The 16,224-nt window shown below is 68.3% G+C and carries 9 protein-coding genes and 1 pseudogene; 5 read left to right on the top strand and 5 right to left on the bottom strand.

From position 1 onward, the window contains the following. Nucleotides 1–5: 5 nt before the first annotated feature. The 4 genes from ABD989_RS04175 to ABD989_RS04160 all read right to left on the bottom strand — a co-directional run bounded on the left by ABD989_RS04175 (nucleotide 6) and on the right by ABD989_RS04160 (nucleotide 5,523). On the bottom strand, nucleotides 6–1,460 hold the full coding sequence (locus tag ABD989_RS04175; RefSeq protein ID WP_345312544.1) for an MFS transporter: 1,455 nt from the start codon (nucleotides 1,458–1,460) through the stop codon (nucleotides 6–8). A 25-nt stretch (nucleotides 1,461–1,485) separates the two neighbouring features. Then, nucleotides 1,486–2,652, bottom strand: a complete 1,167-nt coding sequence (locus tag ABD989_RS04170) for a hypothetical protein (RefSeq protein ID WP_345312543.1) — start codon at nucleotides 2,650–2,652, stop codon at nucleotides 1,486–1,488. Between the two features lie 63 nt (nucleotides 2,653–2,715). Next, nucleotides 2,716–4,398: a SulP family inorganic anion transporter gene (locus ABD989_RS04165; RefSeq protein WP_345312542.1), complete on the bottom strand. Its 1,683-nt coding sequence runs from the start codon at nucleotides 4,396–4,398 to the stop codon at nucleotides 2,716–2,718. Next, nucleotides 4,399–5,523, bottom strand: a complete 1,125-nt coding sequence (locus ABD989_RS04160) for an AI-2E family transporter (RefSeq protein ID WP_345312541.1) — start codon at nucleotides 5,521–5,523, stop codon at nucleotides 4,399–4,401. Nucleotides 5,524–5,633: 110 nt separating this feature from the next. Between ABD989_RS04160 and ABD989_RS04155 the strand changes: the two genes are divergently transcribed. From ABD989_RS04155 to ABD989_RS04135, 5 genes and pseudogenes are all read left to right on the top strand, one after another. Then, nucleotides 5,634–6,611: a TIGR00341 family protein gene (locus ABD989_RS04155; RefSeq protein WP_345312540.1), complete on the top strand. Its 978-nt coding sequence runs from the start codon at nucleotides 5,634–5,636 to the stop codon at nucleotides 6,609–6,611. Nucleotides 6,612–6,743: 132 nt separating this feature from the next. Then, nucleotides 6,744–8,636, top strand: coding sequence for an alkyl/aryl-sulfatase (locus ABD989_RS04150; RefSeq protein WP_345312539.1), 1,893 nt, complete (start codon nucleotides 6,744–6,746; stop codon nucleotides 8,634–8,636). Between the two features lie 11 nt (nucleotides 8,637–8,647). After that, nucleotides 8,648–9,844 (top strand): annotated as a pseudogene (locus ABD989_RS04145) (NAD-dependent epimerase/dehydratase family protein). Next, a complete protein-coding gene (locus ABD989_RS04140; protein ID WP_345312538.1) occupies nucleotides 9,841–11,727 on the top strand; it encodes a hypothetical protein in 1,887 nt (628 codons plus the stop codon). The pseudogene ABD989_RS04145 and the gene ABD989_RS04140 overlap by 4 nt, the downstream one beginning before the upstream one ends. Beyond that, nucleotides 11,724–13,643, top strand: coding sequence for a glycosyltransferase family 2 protein (locus ABD989_RS04135; protein WP_345312537.1), 1,920 nt, complete (start codon nucleotides 11,724–11,726; stop codon nucleotides 13,641–13,643). The genes ABD989_RS04140 and ABD989_RS04135 overlap by 4 nt, the downstream gene beginning before the upstream one ends. Here ABD989_RS04135 and ABD989_RS04130 read toward each other — a convergent pair. Next, nucleotides 13,552–16,092, bottom strand: a complete 2,541-nt coding sequence (locus ABD989_RS04130; RefSeq protein WP_345312536.1) for a winged helix-turn-helix domain-containing protein — start codon at nucleotides 16,090–16,092, stop codon at nucleotides 13,552–13,554. The two genes, ABD989_RS04135 and ABD989_RS04130, sit on opposite strands and share 92 nt — an antisense overlap. Between the last annotated feature and the right edge of the window lie 132 nt (nucleotides 16,093–16,224).

Raw genomic sequence — 16,224 nt, 5'->3', positions numbered from 1 at the left:
GGCGTTCAGGCGGTGCCCTTCGGGCTGCGCATCACGTAGGCGACCACCGCGCTCAGCATGAGCAGGGCGACGCCCGCGGCCAGCGCCGCGGCGTGCATGCCGTTGACGAAGGCCTGTTTGGCTGCGTGCGCAGTGGCGCCGCTGGTCTGCTCCAGGGTCTTGCCGAACGAGTCGGCGAAGCGGCCGCCGCCCTGCGCGACGAACACCGCGGTGGCCAGCGAACCGAACAGCGCCAGACCGAGGGCGGTGCCCAGCTCGAAGCTGGTCTCCGAGATTCCGGAGGCGGCGCCCGAATGCGCCGGCGGCACCGAACCGACGACGACGTCGGTCACCAGAGCGAACTGGATGCCGTACCCGGCGCCGGCGACTGCGGTGAACGCCATGAACCACCACAGCGGACTGGACAGATCGAGGGCGACGATCCCCAGATTTCCGAGCGCGGCCAGCAGCAGTGCGCCGGTCAGCGCCCTGGGCACGCCGACCAGGGCGGTCACCCGCTCGGCGCCGATCGAGAACACGGCGATGGTGATCGCCATCGGGAGGCCGGCCAGCGCCGCCACCAACACGTCGCGTCCGACGGCCGATTGCAGATAGACGTTCGTCAGATAGGCCATGCCGGCCTGCGCCATCATGCCGACGAGGGCCACCGCGATGCAGGCGCTGAAGGTCGCGTTGCCGAACAGCCGCAGGTCCACGAGCGGGGCGGGCGTCCGTCGCTGATGGCGGAGGAAGAGGACGATCATCGTCGCGCCGAACAGCCCGATCATCGCGGTACCGGCAGACAGCCCCGTTGCCGCAGCGTTCTTCACTGCGTAGACCACCGGAAGGATGCCGAGCAGTGAGAGCACGACGCCGAGCAGGTCGAAGGGATGGGTCGCGGCGGACTTGTATTCGGGCAGCACAAACGGCGCGAGCAGGAAGAGCGCGGCGAGCACCGGCACGTTGATCAGGAACACGCTGCCCCACCAGAAGTGGTGCAGCAGTGCGCCGCCGGTCACCGGCCCGATCGCGGTGCCGCCGGCGAAGGCAGCGGTCCAGACTCCGATCGCCCGCGCCCGGTCGGCGTTGCGCGGGAACATGTTCGCGATCAGGGCGAGGCTGGCCGGCAGCAGGGTGGAGCCGCCGACGCCCATGAGCGCCCGGGCCGCGATCAAGAAAGCCGCGGACGGCGCGAAGGCGGCGGCCACCGACGCCCCGCCGAACAGCGCGGCCCCCAGGAGCAGGATCCGGCGGCGGCCGATCCGGTCGCCGAGATTGCCCATCGTGATCAGCAGCCCGGCGATCGCGAACCCGTAGACGTCGAGCATCCACAGCTCCTGCGTCGCGGACGGATCAAGGGCCTGCGAGATGGTCGGCATGGCCAGGTACAGGACCGAGAAGTCCATCGACACCAGGATCACCGGCAGCATCAGGACCACCAGGCCGAACCAGGCGCGCCGACCGCTCACCTGTGTCGGCATGGCGTTCTCCGGGGGTCGGTGGCCGTCAGATCGCGTATTGGAAGACGGTCAGCATGTAGGCGCCGAACCAGGCGCTCAGCAACACGATAGGACCCAGCACGGACGCCGCGACACCGGGCCGTTGCCGGGACAGCAGCGCGGCCAGTGGGATCAGCAGGACGAACGCTGGAAGCAGCAGTCGGGCCCGGCTCATCATCAGCCCGCTGGAGAGCAGGATCGACGCCACGACCAGCGCGCCGTACATCATGACCGGCCACGGCAGCCGGACGGCGAAAGACCAGGCGAGCAGGCTGAGGACGCCGAGCATCACCAGGGCGGTGGCCACCTGGGCGAAGTCGTGCGAGGCGGTCAGCGAATCGACGAGGAAACGCCACGCGGCCGCCCCGAAGTCCATCTTGGTGTCCCACCCCTGGGTCTGGATCTCGAACCACCCGGTGAGCGATCCGGTGTTCGCCGCCACCACGCCGAGGTAACCGAGATACCCGAGCGGGGCCATGACGACCGCGGCCCACGCACGCGGTCCGTCGCGCCGGGCGAGGAGGGCGGCCAGCATCACCACGGCGATCACCGCGATCCCGGTCGGCCGGACCAGGCCGATCAGCAGGGCCGCGCCACCGGCGGCGAGCCAGTTCCGCTCCAGCACCCAGACCAGGGCCCAGGCGGCGAGCGCGCAGAACAGGGCCTCGGTGTAGGCGAGGTTGAGGACCACCGACATCGGGGTCGCGGCGAAGAGCACCACCAGGAACAGTCCGGTGCGGCGCGGTTCTCCGTCGGGCCGGGCGCGCTGTGCGCAGAGCGTTCCGAGTCGGGCGACGCCGACCGCGGCCACGGACCCGAACAGCAGGTTGAGGGTGATCGCCGCCGCGAAGACGCTGACGCCGGGCACCTGCGCCAGGACGCCGACGAGCATCGGGTAGCCGGGGAAGAAGGCGTAGGCCGTTTCCGGCGTGTGCAGGCCCTGCGCGTCGGTGAGCGACTCGGGCACGCCGCCGTAACCGTGCTCGGCGATCGCCAGCATCCATTGGCCGTCCCACTTGGTGAGGACGGAGGACAGGGAGAGGTCGTGCCGGGCGGAGAAGAGGGAGAGCACCGCGACCCCGACTCCCCGGACGGCGAGGTAGACGAGCACGAGCACCCCCCAGGGCGGCAGCGTGCGGTGGGCGGGCGCGGCGGTCGGCGTTGCGCTCGTCATCGCATCGATCGTACGCATGCCCGGGTCGACGAACCGGCCCCCGGGCGGTCCGGCCGCGGTCGGTCAGTCGTCGGGCTTCGTCCCGGCCTCGAGCGCGGCGTGGACGGTGTCGTAGACCGGCAGGGAACCGGATCGGTCGACGGCTTCGAGGGCTTCACGGAATTGCGCCACGTCGCGGGCGATCCGCAGGGCCACGCCGCGCGCGCGGAGTTCCTCGGCCAGGTGCACCAGCATCTCGACGGCCGTCACGTCCACGGAGGGCGACGTCTCGGCGTCGATCACGATCGTCGTCGTGTCCGGGTCGACCTGCGCGAGGACGGCGTCGCGCACGTTGTCGGCGTTGGCGAAGAAGATCCCCGCCTCCACCCGGACGACGGAGGTGCCCGGCGGCGATTGCGCGTCGGGGTGGTTCGTCAGATCGACCCAGCGATCGCCGTCCTTGCCCAGTCGCGCGACGTGGGGTCGGGACACGCGGTAGAGCAGCACCAGCAGCGACACGGTGATGCCGATGAACAGTCCGGGCAGAGTGTCGAACACGAGGACGCCGATCATCGCGGCGACGGCGGAGATGAAGTCGACCCGCGTGGCATGACCGTAGATCCCGGCCAACTGCGACGTCCAGACGGCGTAGAGCCGGCGCAGGGCCGCGAAATCGACCAGTTCGACGACCGCGGCGATCACCACGGCGGCGAGGGTGGCCTCGGGGAGCTTCTCGAACAGGCCGGTGAGGAAGAGCAGGGTCACCACGGTGAGTACCGCGACCGTGAGGCCGCTGACCTGCGAGCGGGCGCCGGCCCCGCCGTTGACCGCGGTCTTGGACAGGCTGCCGTTGACGACCATGCCCGAGCACAGTCCGGCGCCGGCGTTCGCCGCGCCCATGCCGAGCAGTTCCCGGTTGGCGTCGATGGTGTATCCGGACTTGGCGGCGTAGGTCTTCGCCGCTCCGAGTCCCTCGGCGAACCCGATGAGCAGCACGCCGAGGGCCGGACCGACCAGGGCGAGGTAATCGCTGAGACCGATGTCGGTGGGCAGTCCGACGTCGGGGAGGCCCGCATCGATGTGGCCGACGACGGCGACGCCGTGCGCGTCGAGGTGCAGAAGGTGTACCGCGACGATCCCGGCGACGACGGCGACCAGCGACCCGGGGAGCAGGGGCAGCCAGCGTTTGAAGGCCAGCACGCCGGCGAGACTGAGGATGCCGATGAGAGCGGTCCGCCAGTCGACGTCGCCGAGCCGGGTGAGCACCGCCCAGAGCTGCCCGAAGAAGTTCCCCGAGCCCTTGTCGACGCCGAGCAGCTTGGGAACCTGTCCGATGATGATGGTCAGGGCGAGGCCGATGATGAAGCCCTTGAGGACCGGCTCGGAGATGAACGCGGCGATGAAACCGGCCCGGAACAGGCCGGCCAGCACGCCGACGATGCCGGTCACCACGGCCAGCGCCGCGCTCATCGCGGCGAAGCGGACGGGGTCGCCGGCCACCATCGGGCCCACGATCGCCGCGGACAGCGCGGCGGTGGCCGACATCGGTCCGACCACCAGGTGACGCGAGCTGCCGAACACCGCGTAGAGCACGAGCGCCGGGACCGCTGCGTACAGGCCGACGACGGCGGGGACTCCGGCGATCGAGGCGTAGGCCAGCGCTTCGGGGACCAGCACCGCCCACACGGTGAGGCCGGCGATCAGGTCCGGACGCAGGTAGCTCTTGCGGTACCGGGGCATCGACGGGAAGAAGACGCGCCCGGTCATTCAGCCGCCCCCGCCGTGCGCGGTGCCGGGCTGCGCCGAGTGCGCATCGTCGGCGGTCTCGTCTTTCTCGTCGTCGGGGACCTTCATGGTCATGAGCGAGCCGGCCCAGCGCGTCGCCGGATCGATGTCGATCAGCAGCGCCTTCGCGAACAGGGTCAGTGGGATCGCGAGGATCGCTCCGAGCGGTCCGATGACCCATGTCCAGAACGCGAGCGACAAGAAGGTGAGAGTCAACGAGAGGTCCACGGCGTCGCCGACGAACTTCGGCTGGATGAACGACTGGATCACGACATTGATGACGCTGTACACCGCGATGACCGCCAGCATCTTCTGCCAGCCGCCGTCGAGCAGTCCGAGCAACGCGGGCGGGAAGAGACCGATGATGAAGCCGATGTTCGGAATGTAGTTGGTGATGAACGAGATCAGCCCCCACAGGATCGGCAGGGGGATGGACATCGCCCAGAGCGCGGCCGAGTCGAGCACGGCGACGATGAGTCCAAAGACGGTCGACACCAGCAGGTAGCTGCGGGTCCCCGAGGCGAAGCTGTGCAGCGCGCCGGTGATGTCTGGGCGGGACCGTCCGACCAGCGCCAGCCGGGCCGGGAAGGACATCGCGTCAGCCGCCATGAACACCAGCAGAATGATGAGGAAGATCAGCGCCGAGGCCACCCCGAGTGTTCCCGAGAGGATGGTGCCGAGTCCGCTCAGCAGGTTGTGGGCGTCCAGTTTGCTGAGCATCGTCTGGGTGTGGTCCGGATCGATGCCGTGATCGTGCAGGAACGCCGTGAACCGGGCGGTGAGATCGTCGAGCCGGTCGGCGTATTCGGGGAGGAGTGTCGCCAGTCGGGCGATCGCGAAGGCCATCGCGAGGAACAGCCCGATCATGATCCCGTAGACCAGGAGAACGGTGACGACGAAGGCCGCCCAGGTGGGCCAGCCGCGCCGGCGCAGATACGCCGGCAGCGGCTGGACGGAGATGGTGAGGACGAGGGCGAGGAACACGGGGCCGACGATCGAGGAGATGGCCTTGACACCGGCGACGGTGACGACGGCTCCGGCGATCCCGAGGAGCACGATCACTCCGCGAGGCATCGCCCATGCGCCCGTCGTCGGAGTCTGCGACATGCCACGAGTATTCGCCGCGGTGCGGGTCGTCCGTATCACCCGACGTGGGTGATACGGGTGGCGGTCGCCTGCGGCACGCTTAGGACCAGACTCGATCCAAGGAGGCGGTCGTGGCCACCCTCATCCCGGTTTCGCAGCGGCGCGACGTGGCCGACATCTCCGACCGCCTCGATCTCGCCGCGGGCGATCGCCAGGCGAAGACCTCGGCGTTCTGGACCATGCTGACGTTGTCCGGGGTGATCGCGGTCTGCGGCATCGCGACCGACAGCACCGCCACCGTCATCGGGGCGATGATCGTGGCGCCGTTGTCGACTCCGATCCTCGGCCTCGGGCTCGGCATCGTGACCGGGCGGTTGGCGTTGGTGCGGGGCAGTGCGGTGACGATTCTCGGCGGCGTCGCGGTGGTGGTCGTGATGGGCGTGCTGATCGCGCAGATCCTTCCGAATCCGGCCGGGGTGCTGTCCAATTCGCAAGTTCTCGGCCGGACCTCGCCGGCCATCGCGGACCTGCTCGCCGCGTTGGCCACGGGGCTCGTGGGTGCGATCGCCATCACCCGGCGGGATGTCGCCGACGTGCTGCCGGGGGTCGCGATCGCCATCTCCCTGGTGCCGCCGCTCGGGGTGGTGGGGGTCTGCCTCGGCTCCGGCGCCTACTCGCTGGCCGTAGGCGCGCTGGTCCTGTTCGCCTCGAATGTGCTCGCGATGGTGGTCACCGGTGTGCTGGTTTTCAGCCTCGCGGGCTATCGCTCCGCGGGCGAGGGCAGGGCAGGAGTCTGGCGGGGACGCCGCATCCAGCTGGTGTTCGCCTGCGCGCTGCTGGTGATCGCGGTTCCGATGACGATCAACTCCCTGAACACGTTGTGGAGCCGCCAGATCGCGGATGCCGCCGATTCCTGGCTTCAGGCGCACGGAGTGTCCGGTCAGGTCACCGGGGTCACGCTGACCGCGAACTCGGCGACGGTGCGGTTGACGGGGCCGGAGCAGCTGCCGCCGGTCGACGAGCTGCAGCGCAGCGTCGACGCTCTGGTTCCGTGGGAACCCCGGCTGGTGGTGGACTACACCGTCGGAGGTCGCAAAGAAGCGGGCTGACCGACGCGACGGACGACGATGTGCCATGCGATACCACCCGCCGAAGGTGATCCGCCCGCGCCGCGATTCCGTAACGTCGGAGGCCCGATGCCAGACCGGTCAGAGCAACGGAGTGGAAAGGATTCTCGAATCATGTCTCACACACCCAAGCCGGTGAGCCGAGTGATAGCCGAACAGAACGCAGCGCTGCTCAGCCAGTTGCCGTTCGGTGATCGGCAGGACTTCGACGATGCGACGCGCGGACTGGTCGCGCGGCGGGAACCCAACGCCGTGACCGCCGAAGACGGCACCGTGCTGTGGGACAACGACACGTACTCGTTCCTGTCCGGGGACGCGCCGGACTCGGTCAATCCGAGCCTGTGGCGGCAGTCGCAGCTGGCGGCCGTCGACGGACTGTTCGAGGTGGTGCCGGGCATCTATCAGGTCCGCGGCATGGATCTTTCGAACATCTCGATCATCGAGGGTGACGAGGGGATCGTCGTCATCGACACCCTCCTGTCGGAGGAGACGGCCGCGGCCGCGCTTGAGCTGTACCGTGCGCACCGGGGCGACCGACCGGTGAAGGCAGTGGTCATCACGCACTCGCACGCTGACCACTTCGGCGGAATCCGCGCCTTCGTCTCCGAGGAGCAGGTCGACTCGGGCGAGGTGAAGATCTTCGCGCCCGAGGGCTTTCTGGAGCACTCGGTGTCGGAGAACGTCTTCGCGGGCACGGCTATGAACCGTCGTGCCGCCTACATGTACGGGGCCGCCCTCGCCCGCGGGCCGAAGGGACAGGTCGGTGCCGGACTCGGCCAGACGCTCTCGGTGGGAACGGTCACTCTGCTTCCCCCGACCGACATCGTCACCACAACCGGCCACACCGAGACGGTCGACGGCGTGGAGATGGTCTTCCAGATGGCTCCGGACACCGAGGCGCCGTCGGAGATGCTGATCTATCTGCCGCAGTTCAAAGCCCTGTGCGCTGCAGAGGACGCCACGCACACCTTTCACAACCTGCTGACCCTGCGCGGCGCGGTGGTGCGTGATCCGCACGGCTGGGCGAAGTACCTCACCGAGACGATCGACTTGTTCGGTGACGAGGTCGAGGTGGTCTTCGCCTCGCATCACTGGCCGACCTGGGACAACGAGCGCGTCGTCGAGTTCTTGCGGACCCAGCGCGATCTGTACGCCTACGTGCACGACCAGACGCTGCGGCTGATGAACAAGGGGCTCACCGGACCCGAGATCGCGGAGGAGATCGAACTGCCGCCCACCCTGGAGAACGCGTGGTCCGCGCGCGGCTACTACGGCTCGCTCAGCCACAACGTGAAGGCCATCTACCAGCGCTATCTCGGGTGGTTCGACGGCAACCCGGCGAGCTTGTGGGAACACACTCCGGTCGAGCAGTCCAAGCGGTACGTGAAGTTCATGGGTGGCGCCGATGCGGTGCTGACGAAGGCGAAGGCGTCGTTCGACGAAGGAGACTTCCGCTGGGTGGCACAGGTGGTGAACCACGTCGTCTTCGCCGAACCCGACAACGCCGCTGCCCGTGATCTGCTGGCCGACGCCTACGAGCAGCTCGGATACGGTGCGGAGAACGGTACGTGGCGCAACTTCTACCTGTCGGGCGCCACCGAGCTTCGTGACGGGCAGTTCGGTACACCGACCGAGACGACGGCGCCTGACGTCATCGGTCAGCTCACCCCGACCATGCTGTTCGATGCGATCGCCATTCAGGTGAACGGCCCGGCCGCCTGGGACGAGAAGCTGTCGATCGACGTCGTTCTGACCGACCTCGACCAGCGCTACCGGCTCCGCCTGGCGAACGGTGTGCTGACCTACACGGCGGCGGCGCAGGCAGAGGGCCCCGATGCCACTCTCACGACCACGAAGGCGGCGTTGCTCGCCCTGGCGGCGGGGCGACTCACTGCAGGAGCACTGACGGAGTCGGGCGCCGAGTTGGCGGGCGATGTGACCGTACTGGAAAGACTGGGCGCCGTTCTGGACCCCGGCGACAAGAACTTCGCGATCGTCACGCCGTAGGAGCGGGAGCGATGCGAGTCATCTGTCTGGGCGGCGACGGGTTCTGTGGCTGGCCGACCGCGCTGCATCTGTCGGCGTCGGGTCACGAGGTCACCGTGGTCGACAACTTCGCTCGCAGGCGCGCCGACGAAGAACTCGGTGCCGGATCACTGACACCGATCGCATCGCTGGAGACCCGGCTCGCCGCCTGGACGGAGGCGACCGGGCTCCGGATCGGATTCTCGTGTGTCGATGTCGCCGCCGACTACGAGTCCCTCGTCGGGCTGCTGACCGAAGCGAAGCCGCACGCAGTAGTGCATTTCGCCGAACAGCGATCGGCGCCGTACTCGATGAAGTCGCCCGCCCATCGTCGTGCCACGATCGACAACAACGTCGATGCCACGCACAACCTGCTCGCCGCGCTCGCCGAGACCAGGCAGGACGTCCACGTGGTGCACCTTGGAACGATGGGCGTCTACGGGTATGAGTCCGTGCCGATGGACATTCCGGAAGGCTATCTGGAGGTCACCTATCCCGACCGGGACGGGCTGCTTCATCACCGGGAGATCCTCTACCCGACACGTCCGGGAAGCGTCTATCATCTGTCGAAGTCGCTGGACCAAGTGATGTTCCAGTTCTACGCGTAGAACGACGGCATCCGGATCACCGATCTGCACCAGGGCATCGTCTGGGGCACACAGACCGACGAGACGTGCCGGGACCCGCGACTGATCAACCGCTTCGACTACGACGGCGACTACGGCACAGTGCTCAACAGGTTCTTGGTGGAGGCCGCGGTGGGTCACCCGCTCACGGTGCACGGCAGCGGTGGACAGACCAGGGCCTTCATCCACATCCGTGACTCGGTTCGCTGCATCCGAATGGCCGTGGAGTCCGGCGATGCCGTCGACGATCGGGTGCGAGTGATGAACCAGATGACTGAGACGCATCGCGTCGCCGATCTGGCGCGGCTGGTCGCCGACGAATTCGGCGCGCAGATCGGTACGGTGATCAACCCTCGTCTGGAAGCGGACGCGAACGAGCTCTCCGCCCGGAACGACAGTCTGCGTCTGCTCGGACTGGATCCGATACCGCTGAGCTCGGGTCTGCTCGCCGACGAGTACGACCTCGCTCTGCGGTACTCCGATCGCGTGGATCGTGATCGCATCCCGTGCCGGTCGTACTGGAACGAGGGTCGCCGAACCGCGGCGGAGGCCGGCCGCACATGACCGAGGGCGCTGATCCGGGCAACTCGGCGGACGGCGCCGAGGACTACTTTCCGGGCGAACGGCGGCGGGTGGTGCCGAAGGCGGCGTGGCTGGTTCTCGCGATCGCGCTGGCGACGCTGCTCGTGCTCTTGGTCAGCCGCCCGTCTTGGTTCACCCACGACATCGACGATCAGAGTCTGCGCGTCCCCGCCGATCGGCACTTCAGCAAGTCACTGGCGACGGCCGGTGATCCTGACGGGATCTGGCTGTCTGACGAGAACCCGTCACGAACCTTCGCCGTGCGACTACCGGTAGACGTCGACACCGATCAGGCCCGGCTCCGACTCGTCGGATCCAGTCGCGTGCCGGACACGAGTACTGCGTTCTTGAGCGTCTCGGTCAACGGCCAGCTGATCGACCGGGCGAAGATCGCGTCCGGGGACGACACCATCGACCGGTACGTGGAGATCCCCGACGGCGCCACAGGTGACGGCGAACTCCGGATCCGGATCTTTGTCGACGGCGAGCGGCACGAGGAGCGCTGTTCGGCGGACCACAGTGCGGGGATGCTGGTCCATCTGGACCCGGCGAGCCTGGTGGAGGCGGCGCTCAGCGCCCCGGTGGCGAGTGTGCGCGACGCGGTGGCCGGCTGGGGGCGGGCCATGGTGGTCGCCGTCGGCGATCACGATCCGGCGTGGCTGACCGCCGCAGCCCAGGTGGGGATGGCACTGACGCGGCACGGATACGGTGTGGAGTTCACCGACGCCGTGCCGGACGCAGACGCCCGGGACACGCTCCTGGTCGGCCCGGCGAACGTGCTGTCGGACCGCTTCGGGTGGACAGGCGAGGGCGACGGGCGCGGGCCGCTCGAGGTCGGACGGATCGGCGATTCGCCGGTAGTGGCCGTCACGGCGCCGCAGGGCGCCCTCGCGGCGCGCTTTCTCGGCACTCCGACAGTCATCACCGCCGACTCTCCGTCGAGTGCACCGACCGCCGTCGCCCCGGCACAACAGTCGACCGGCGATCGGGTGGGCGTCGAAGTGCTCGGTGCCGATTTGTCGGCGACGACGATCACCGAGACCCGGACCTGGCGGGTTCCGTTCGCGCTGGCCGATCTGCCCGGAGGACGGATACCGTCCTCCTCGGCGGTCTCGGTCGAGCTCCCGGCGTCACCGGACGACATCACGTGGATTCTGACGACCGAGCTCAACGGCGTCCTGGTCGGAAACGTGCCGCTCAATCCGACCCGTGGGGAAGTTCGCGTACCCCTTCCCGCGACGGCGATGCGGGTGAACAACTCCCTGGCGTTCACGGTCAGCCGAGACCGCAACCTGGGTGGTTGCGATGTGCGCGTGACGGAGTACCCGATCCAGCTGAACCAGGCGTCGGCGCTGGAGATCGGCGACGATCGAGGGGTGGGGTTCACGGCGGTGCCTCAGCAGTTGAGCGCCGGAGCCGCGGTGTACGTGCCGGGCCCGGGCAGCGAGGACGTGATCGCTGTGCTGAACCGGTCCGTACCCGTCGTGGCGGAGTTCGTCGCCGCCCAGGTGTACCCGGACTTTCGGTGGAACACCGCTCCCGACGGCCGCGACGCGTTCATCGTTCTGGGCGATGCCGACGCGGTGTCCACGCCGCTGGTCCTCCGGGACGGCCGGCTGATCAGTCTGTCCTTCGGCTCCCTGCTGGACGTGCCGTCGTTCAGCGAGGGGTTGCTGGTCCAGACTGCGCGCGGGGATGCCGGTGGACGAGGCCTGTCGCTCACCGGAGCCGGCGCGATGTCGGCACCGCCGAACACCGTCTTCGGGCGTACGGACGTGGAGGTCATCACGGCGCAAGGGCGCTTCACCGTCGAGCCCGACGGCGCGGTGGTCACCGAATCTCCACCGCGGCAGAGTCCGCCGTGACCGGTGGCCGCGCGGCGGCCGATCACGAGGCGCAGATGCCAGTCCGCGACTTCTTCCGATCGGTCGACAGTGCGCCCAGGGGCTATTCTGTCAGTCGGCCGGCGAGCGGTACCAACGGCTTTCTGGTCACCTTCGTCGGGATCTCGATCCTGATGATGTGCGCGCGCCTGCTCGCGCACTACACCGGGTTCGCTCAGGTGCCGACGGACCTGGTCGTTTTCGCCGACGGCCGCGGCGATGTCGCGTTCCCGCTGCGGTTGTTCCTGGTGATCTTCTTCTTCACCTATGCCGTGTACGCGTATACGAACCTCTGGCGGCGGGCGTTTCTGGCGTTCTCGCTCCTCGGTAAGTTCGCCGCGTTCTGCATCGTCGTCGACACCGCCGGGTGGCTGCTCCACGAAGCTGGAATACTCACGATCTCGGTTTTCGGCGGCCAGATGATCTCCGGTCTGGCCGCGCTAGCGATCTTTCCGCACACGGTGCTCCGTCAGGCGCACCTTCCGGAAACGATCGAGCCACCTACCGGATCCCGGATCTCGCTGGGATCCTTCGCGGTGCTCGCGTGCTGCCTGCTGCTCTCCGCCGTCGGCGCGGTGCTCGCGCTGCGCGTGTTCACGGCGGCAGTCGACCAGCTCAAGGACTGGGCGATTCTCGGGGGCATCGGCGCCGGGGTGTTCCTCATGCAGCAGTTGCTGGCGGCGAGCACCGCGCTCGTCGGGTTCCGCCGGCTGCGCCGCACCCGCGATGTCGAGCTCTCCCCTCCGGTCGGAGTCCTGGTGCCGGCGCACAACGAGGCGCACAGCATCGGCGCCACGATCGCCGCAGTCGATGCCGCCGCGGCGAGCTACCCCGGTGACATCGGCCTCTACGTGGTGGACAACGCGTCCACTGACGGCACGCGCGCGGTCGCGGAGTCGGCGATGGCATCGTGTGCGCACGTCACCGGGCAGGTCTTGGACTGTCCCGAGCCAGGCAAAGCGATCGCGCTGAATCTCGGAATCGAACGCATCACCGAAGAGTTCGTCGTCCGCATCGATGCCGACACGGTGATCGGCGACGACTGTCTTCGTAAGGCGATGCGTCACTTCGCGGCTGCCGACGTCGGCTGCGTGGGTGGAATACCGATGCCTCTCGAAGAACGGACCTGGATCGACAAGTGCCGGCTGATCGAGGTCTATATGCGGCACGGCTTCTATCAGATCTCGCTGGATGCTTACGCCGGTGTGATGGGGATACCGGGCATGTTCGCCGTCTACCGCCGCGACCAGCTGCGTGCCGTGGGCGGGATCGTCGAGGGCATGAACGGCGAGGACACCGACATCTGCATGCGCCTCGCCGCGGCCGGCTACCGGAACGTCGCTGATCCGCATGCCGTCTACTACAGCGAGACGCCGGCAGGGTTCGCGCATCTGCGGGAGCAGCGGACTAGATGGTTCCGGAGCATCTATCACTTGGCGGGGCGGAACCGCGCCATGATCTTCGACGGTCGAACGATGGTCGGCACCTTCGTGTTGCCGTTCAACCTCGTCAACGCCGCGCGCCGGGCGATGCTCGCCCCGCTGCTGCTCTTCACGTTGCTCGCCGTCCTGGTCTTCCAGAGCGCATACCCGACGCTCCGCTGGCAACCGATCGCGGCGACCTTGCTGGGGATGTCGATGTTGCTGACGGTGACCGTCTGCCTGTGCTGGCGCCGCTCCTCTGTGAGATACATTCCGCTGTTCATCGCCTTTCGGGTCCTGCGCAGCTACTTCACGCTCGCCGCAGCGCTCAGCCTCCGCTATCCGCCCATGCGGCCTCGCCGGCCCCGATGGGCGAGGAAGACGATCACAACAAGCCGAGATGCCGGGCTCGGGCGACGGCTTCGCGCCGGCCGGTGGCGCCGAGCTTCTGGTAGATCGACCGCTGATGGGTCTTGACCGTGTTGACCGAGACGTACAACGCCTCGGCGATCTCCGCCGTGGTCATCGAGCCGATCAGGTACTGCAGCACGTTTGTCTCGCGGCTGCTCAGCGGAACGAAGAATCCCTGATCCGGATCTGCCCGGCGCGAGGAGCGGTCAGGTGTCCGAGTCAACAGATCGTGTGCGAACTGTGGGTGGCGCGTTCCCCTCTCGATTCGCTCGGCGAGCAGCCGCCGAATCGGGGCGGCGCGATCGAGGAACGGCCGGCGCAGGTTCTCCGCTGCGGCCAATCCGAGTGCCTCTTCCAGCGACTCCAGGCGCAGATTGTGCTCGACCCGTGGGTCGTCGATCCGCTGCAGGCATGCGAAGAGGCACCGGCGGAGCGAACCTGGTGGGGCAGCGGGCAACTGCTCGAGAGCGTGATTGCGGGCAGGCGCGGGGCTCGGGCCTTCCTCCGCGAGCAGGGATCGGAAGTAGTCTGCCGCCGCATTGATCGGGGCCGGAGCCGTTGCCGCCGACGGGGCGGCGGGCATTGCGTCGCCGATCGCCGTCAGCGCGTCGGCCACCAGGCCGTCAGCAAGGTTCAGGCGAGCCCGCAGCACCGCGATCGCAAGGCTCATGTGCGGTTCGACCGAAGAAGACTCGGCGAGGTCGAGCCAGCGTGCGGCGCTGTCCCGCTCATCGCGGTCGAAGGCGACCCCGGCCAGGGTCAGGTACGCTCCCGCCGCCTGCGCGGCCCGCGCGAGTCCCCCCCTACCGAACCGCTCCACGACACGCTCAGCTGTCTGCCCGGCTACGGTGAGGTCGCCGCAGGCCCAATGCAGGAGCGCGGTGTGCGCCTGCGCGTTGAGGATGGGCAGAACCACGCGGCTCCCGGGATCCTCGGCGGCCGCGTCGTGCAGGGTCGCCGCCGCCGTGTGGTAATCGCCGAGCCAGAGTTCGCACGTCCCCTGATTGCTTAGCAGGAGAGTCCGGAGCGAGGCCCAGTCGCTCAAGCCGAGTTCGGACAGTGCCCCCGGGCTCTTCGGCAGCCGGCGGCAGCCGTCGAGTAGCGCTTCCAGATCGCTCGACCAGCGGCGAGTTCCGATGTGGATCAGCTCGATGAGGAAATCGAGGCGGCGACGGCGGGTGGCGGGGAGTCGCGGCATCCGTGACCGAGATGCGGCGACCAACTCGGTGACCCCGCCGGAGATCCCCGCCATCGTACGGGCGGCGGCCAGTCCTACCGCCAGTTCGGGCTCGACGAGTACCGCTTCCTGTGGAACGGGTTCGAGCAGTGTCAGCAACGCCGTCGGCGATCTGCGAACAGTCCAGGTCACCACGTGCCTGCCGACCAGTTCTCCGGCGGTGCTCCATTCCTCGGCTGCCACCGAATGCCGCAGGGCCGTGAGCGGCTCTCCGTGCCGACGGAACCACGCGGACGCTCGGATGTGCTGGGTGCGTCGGGTGCCGCGAACGCTTATTCGCGAACGCAGGAAATCCAGGAGCAACGGATGAAGGCGGTACCAGCCCGCCGAGCCGATCTCGTCGACGAACGCGTTGACGTGCTGCATCTGAGCGAGCAGGTCCGCGCTGTCGGGTCCGCAGCCCAGCGCCGTCGCCAGATCCGCGCACACTTCGTCCACCACACAGACCCGGTCGAGGAAGTCTCGCCACGACGGCGGCACCTGCTCGTAGACCTCGTGCAGCAGGTACTCGGCGATGTATCCGGCGTGCCCGGAGAGGCTTTCGGCGTAGGCGTGCGGATCTGCCGCTTCGCGCATGCCCAGGGCTGCCAGACGCAGGCCGGCAGCCCAGCCTTCCGTCCGCCTCACCAGTGCTCGGACGTCGGCCTGCGAAACGCAGATCCCGAGCATGCCGAACAGCTCGGCGGCGGCATCGTCGTCGAACCGGATCTGGTCGACGGTCAGCTCGTCCAGGATCCCGTCGAGGCGCATCCGATGCAGGGGCCAGGGCGGATCGTGTCGGGTGATGGCCAGCACATGCAGGTGCGGTCCCGCCGAACCGATCAGTTCGAGGAGCTGCGAATGAAGTTCGTCATTGCTCACCAGATGCAGATCGTCGAGCACGAGAACCACCTCGTCGTTCCTCGATGCGAGCCACGTCGCGATCGCCGAAGGGGCTTCCGCGGGGATGTGGGTGATGAAGTCACGGATGCGCGCGAACTCGGCTGAGCTGCTCGGAAGCGTCCGCGCCAGGTCACGGGCGACCGCTGCCCACAGTTTGACGGGATCGTTGAACCGCGCGTCCAGGCTGACCCAGGCGGCGGTGATCTGCCGGTCACGCAGCCAGGACGCGACGGCGAGGGACTTGCCGTATCCCGCGGGGGCGCAGACCACGGTCACCAACTGGCGGCGGGCCTCGTCGAGCCGCTCGAGGACCGTTGTGCGCAGGACCACGTTGCGGGCCACCGGACCTCCGGTGAGCGACTCTGCCAGAGCCCCGCCAGTCGGGCCGAGATCCATTGCACCCCATCGTGTCGTCCGTCAAGTAGGCGTCAGGGTAGCCGAGGCGCCCGGCGATCGCCCGCAGAGTCCGCTCACGGCAGGCGGCGGCTCCAGGGCGAGACGCTGGTTCGGGGCGCGTACGTCCCGACC

Source organism: Gordonia alkaliphila (genome assembly GCF_039542465.1).
GTDB classification, from domain to species: Bacteria; Actinomycetota; Actinomycetes; order Mycobacteriales; family Mycobacteriaceae; genus Gordonia; species Gordonia alkaliphila.
Note: the sequence above shows the minus strand (reverse complement) of the source record. Positions and strands in the feature narration are given on the sequence as shown.

Coding starts and splice junctions, on each gene's coding strand:
- ABD989_RS04150 (WP_345312539.1), top strand. CDS start 6,744: ATGTCTCACACACCCAAGCCGGTGAGCCGAGTGATAGCCGAACAGAAC.
- ABD989_RS04175 (WP_345312544.1), bottom strand. CDS start 1,460: ATGCCGACACAGGTGAGCGGTCGGCGCGCCTGGTTCGGCCTGGTGGTC.
- ABD989_RS04140 (WP_345312538.1), top strand. CDS start 9,841: ATGACCGAGGGCGCTGATCCGGGCAACTCGGCGGACGGCGCCGAGGAC.
- ABD989_RS04130 (WP_345312536.1), bottom strand. CDS start 16,092: ATGGATCTCGGCCCGACTGGCGGGGCTCTGGCAGAGTCGCTCACCGGA.
- ABD989_RS04160 (WP_345312541.1), bottom strand. CDS start 5,523: ATGTCGCAGACTCCGACGACGGGCGCATGGGCGATGCCTCGCGGAGTG.
- ABD989_RS04170 (WP_345312543.1), bottom strand. CDS start 2,652: ATGACGAGCGCAACGCCGACCGCCGCGCCCGCCCACCGCACGCTGCCG.
- ABD989_RS04165 (WP_345312542.1), bottom strand. CDS start 4,398: ATGACCGGGCGCGTCTTCTTCCCGTCGATGCCCCGGTACCGCAAGAGC.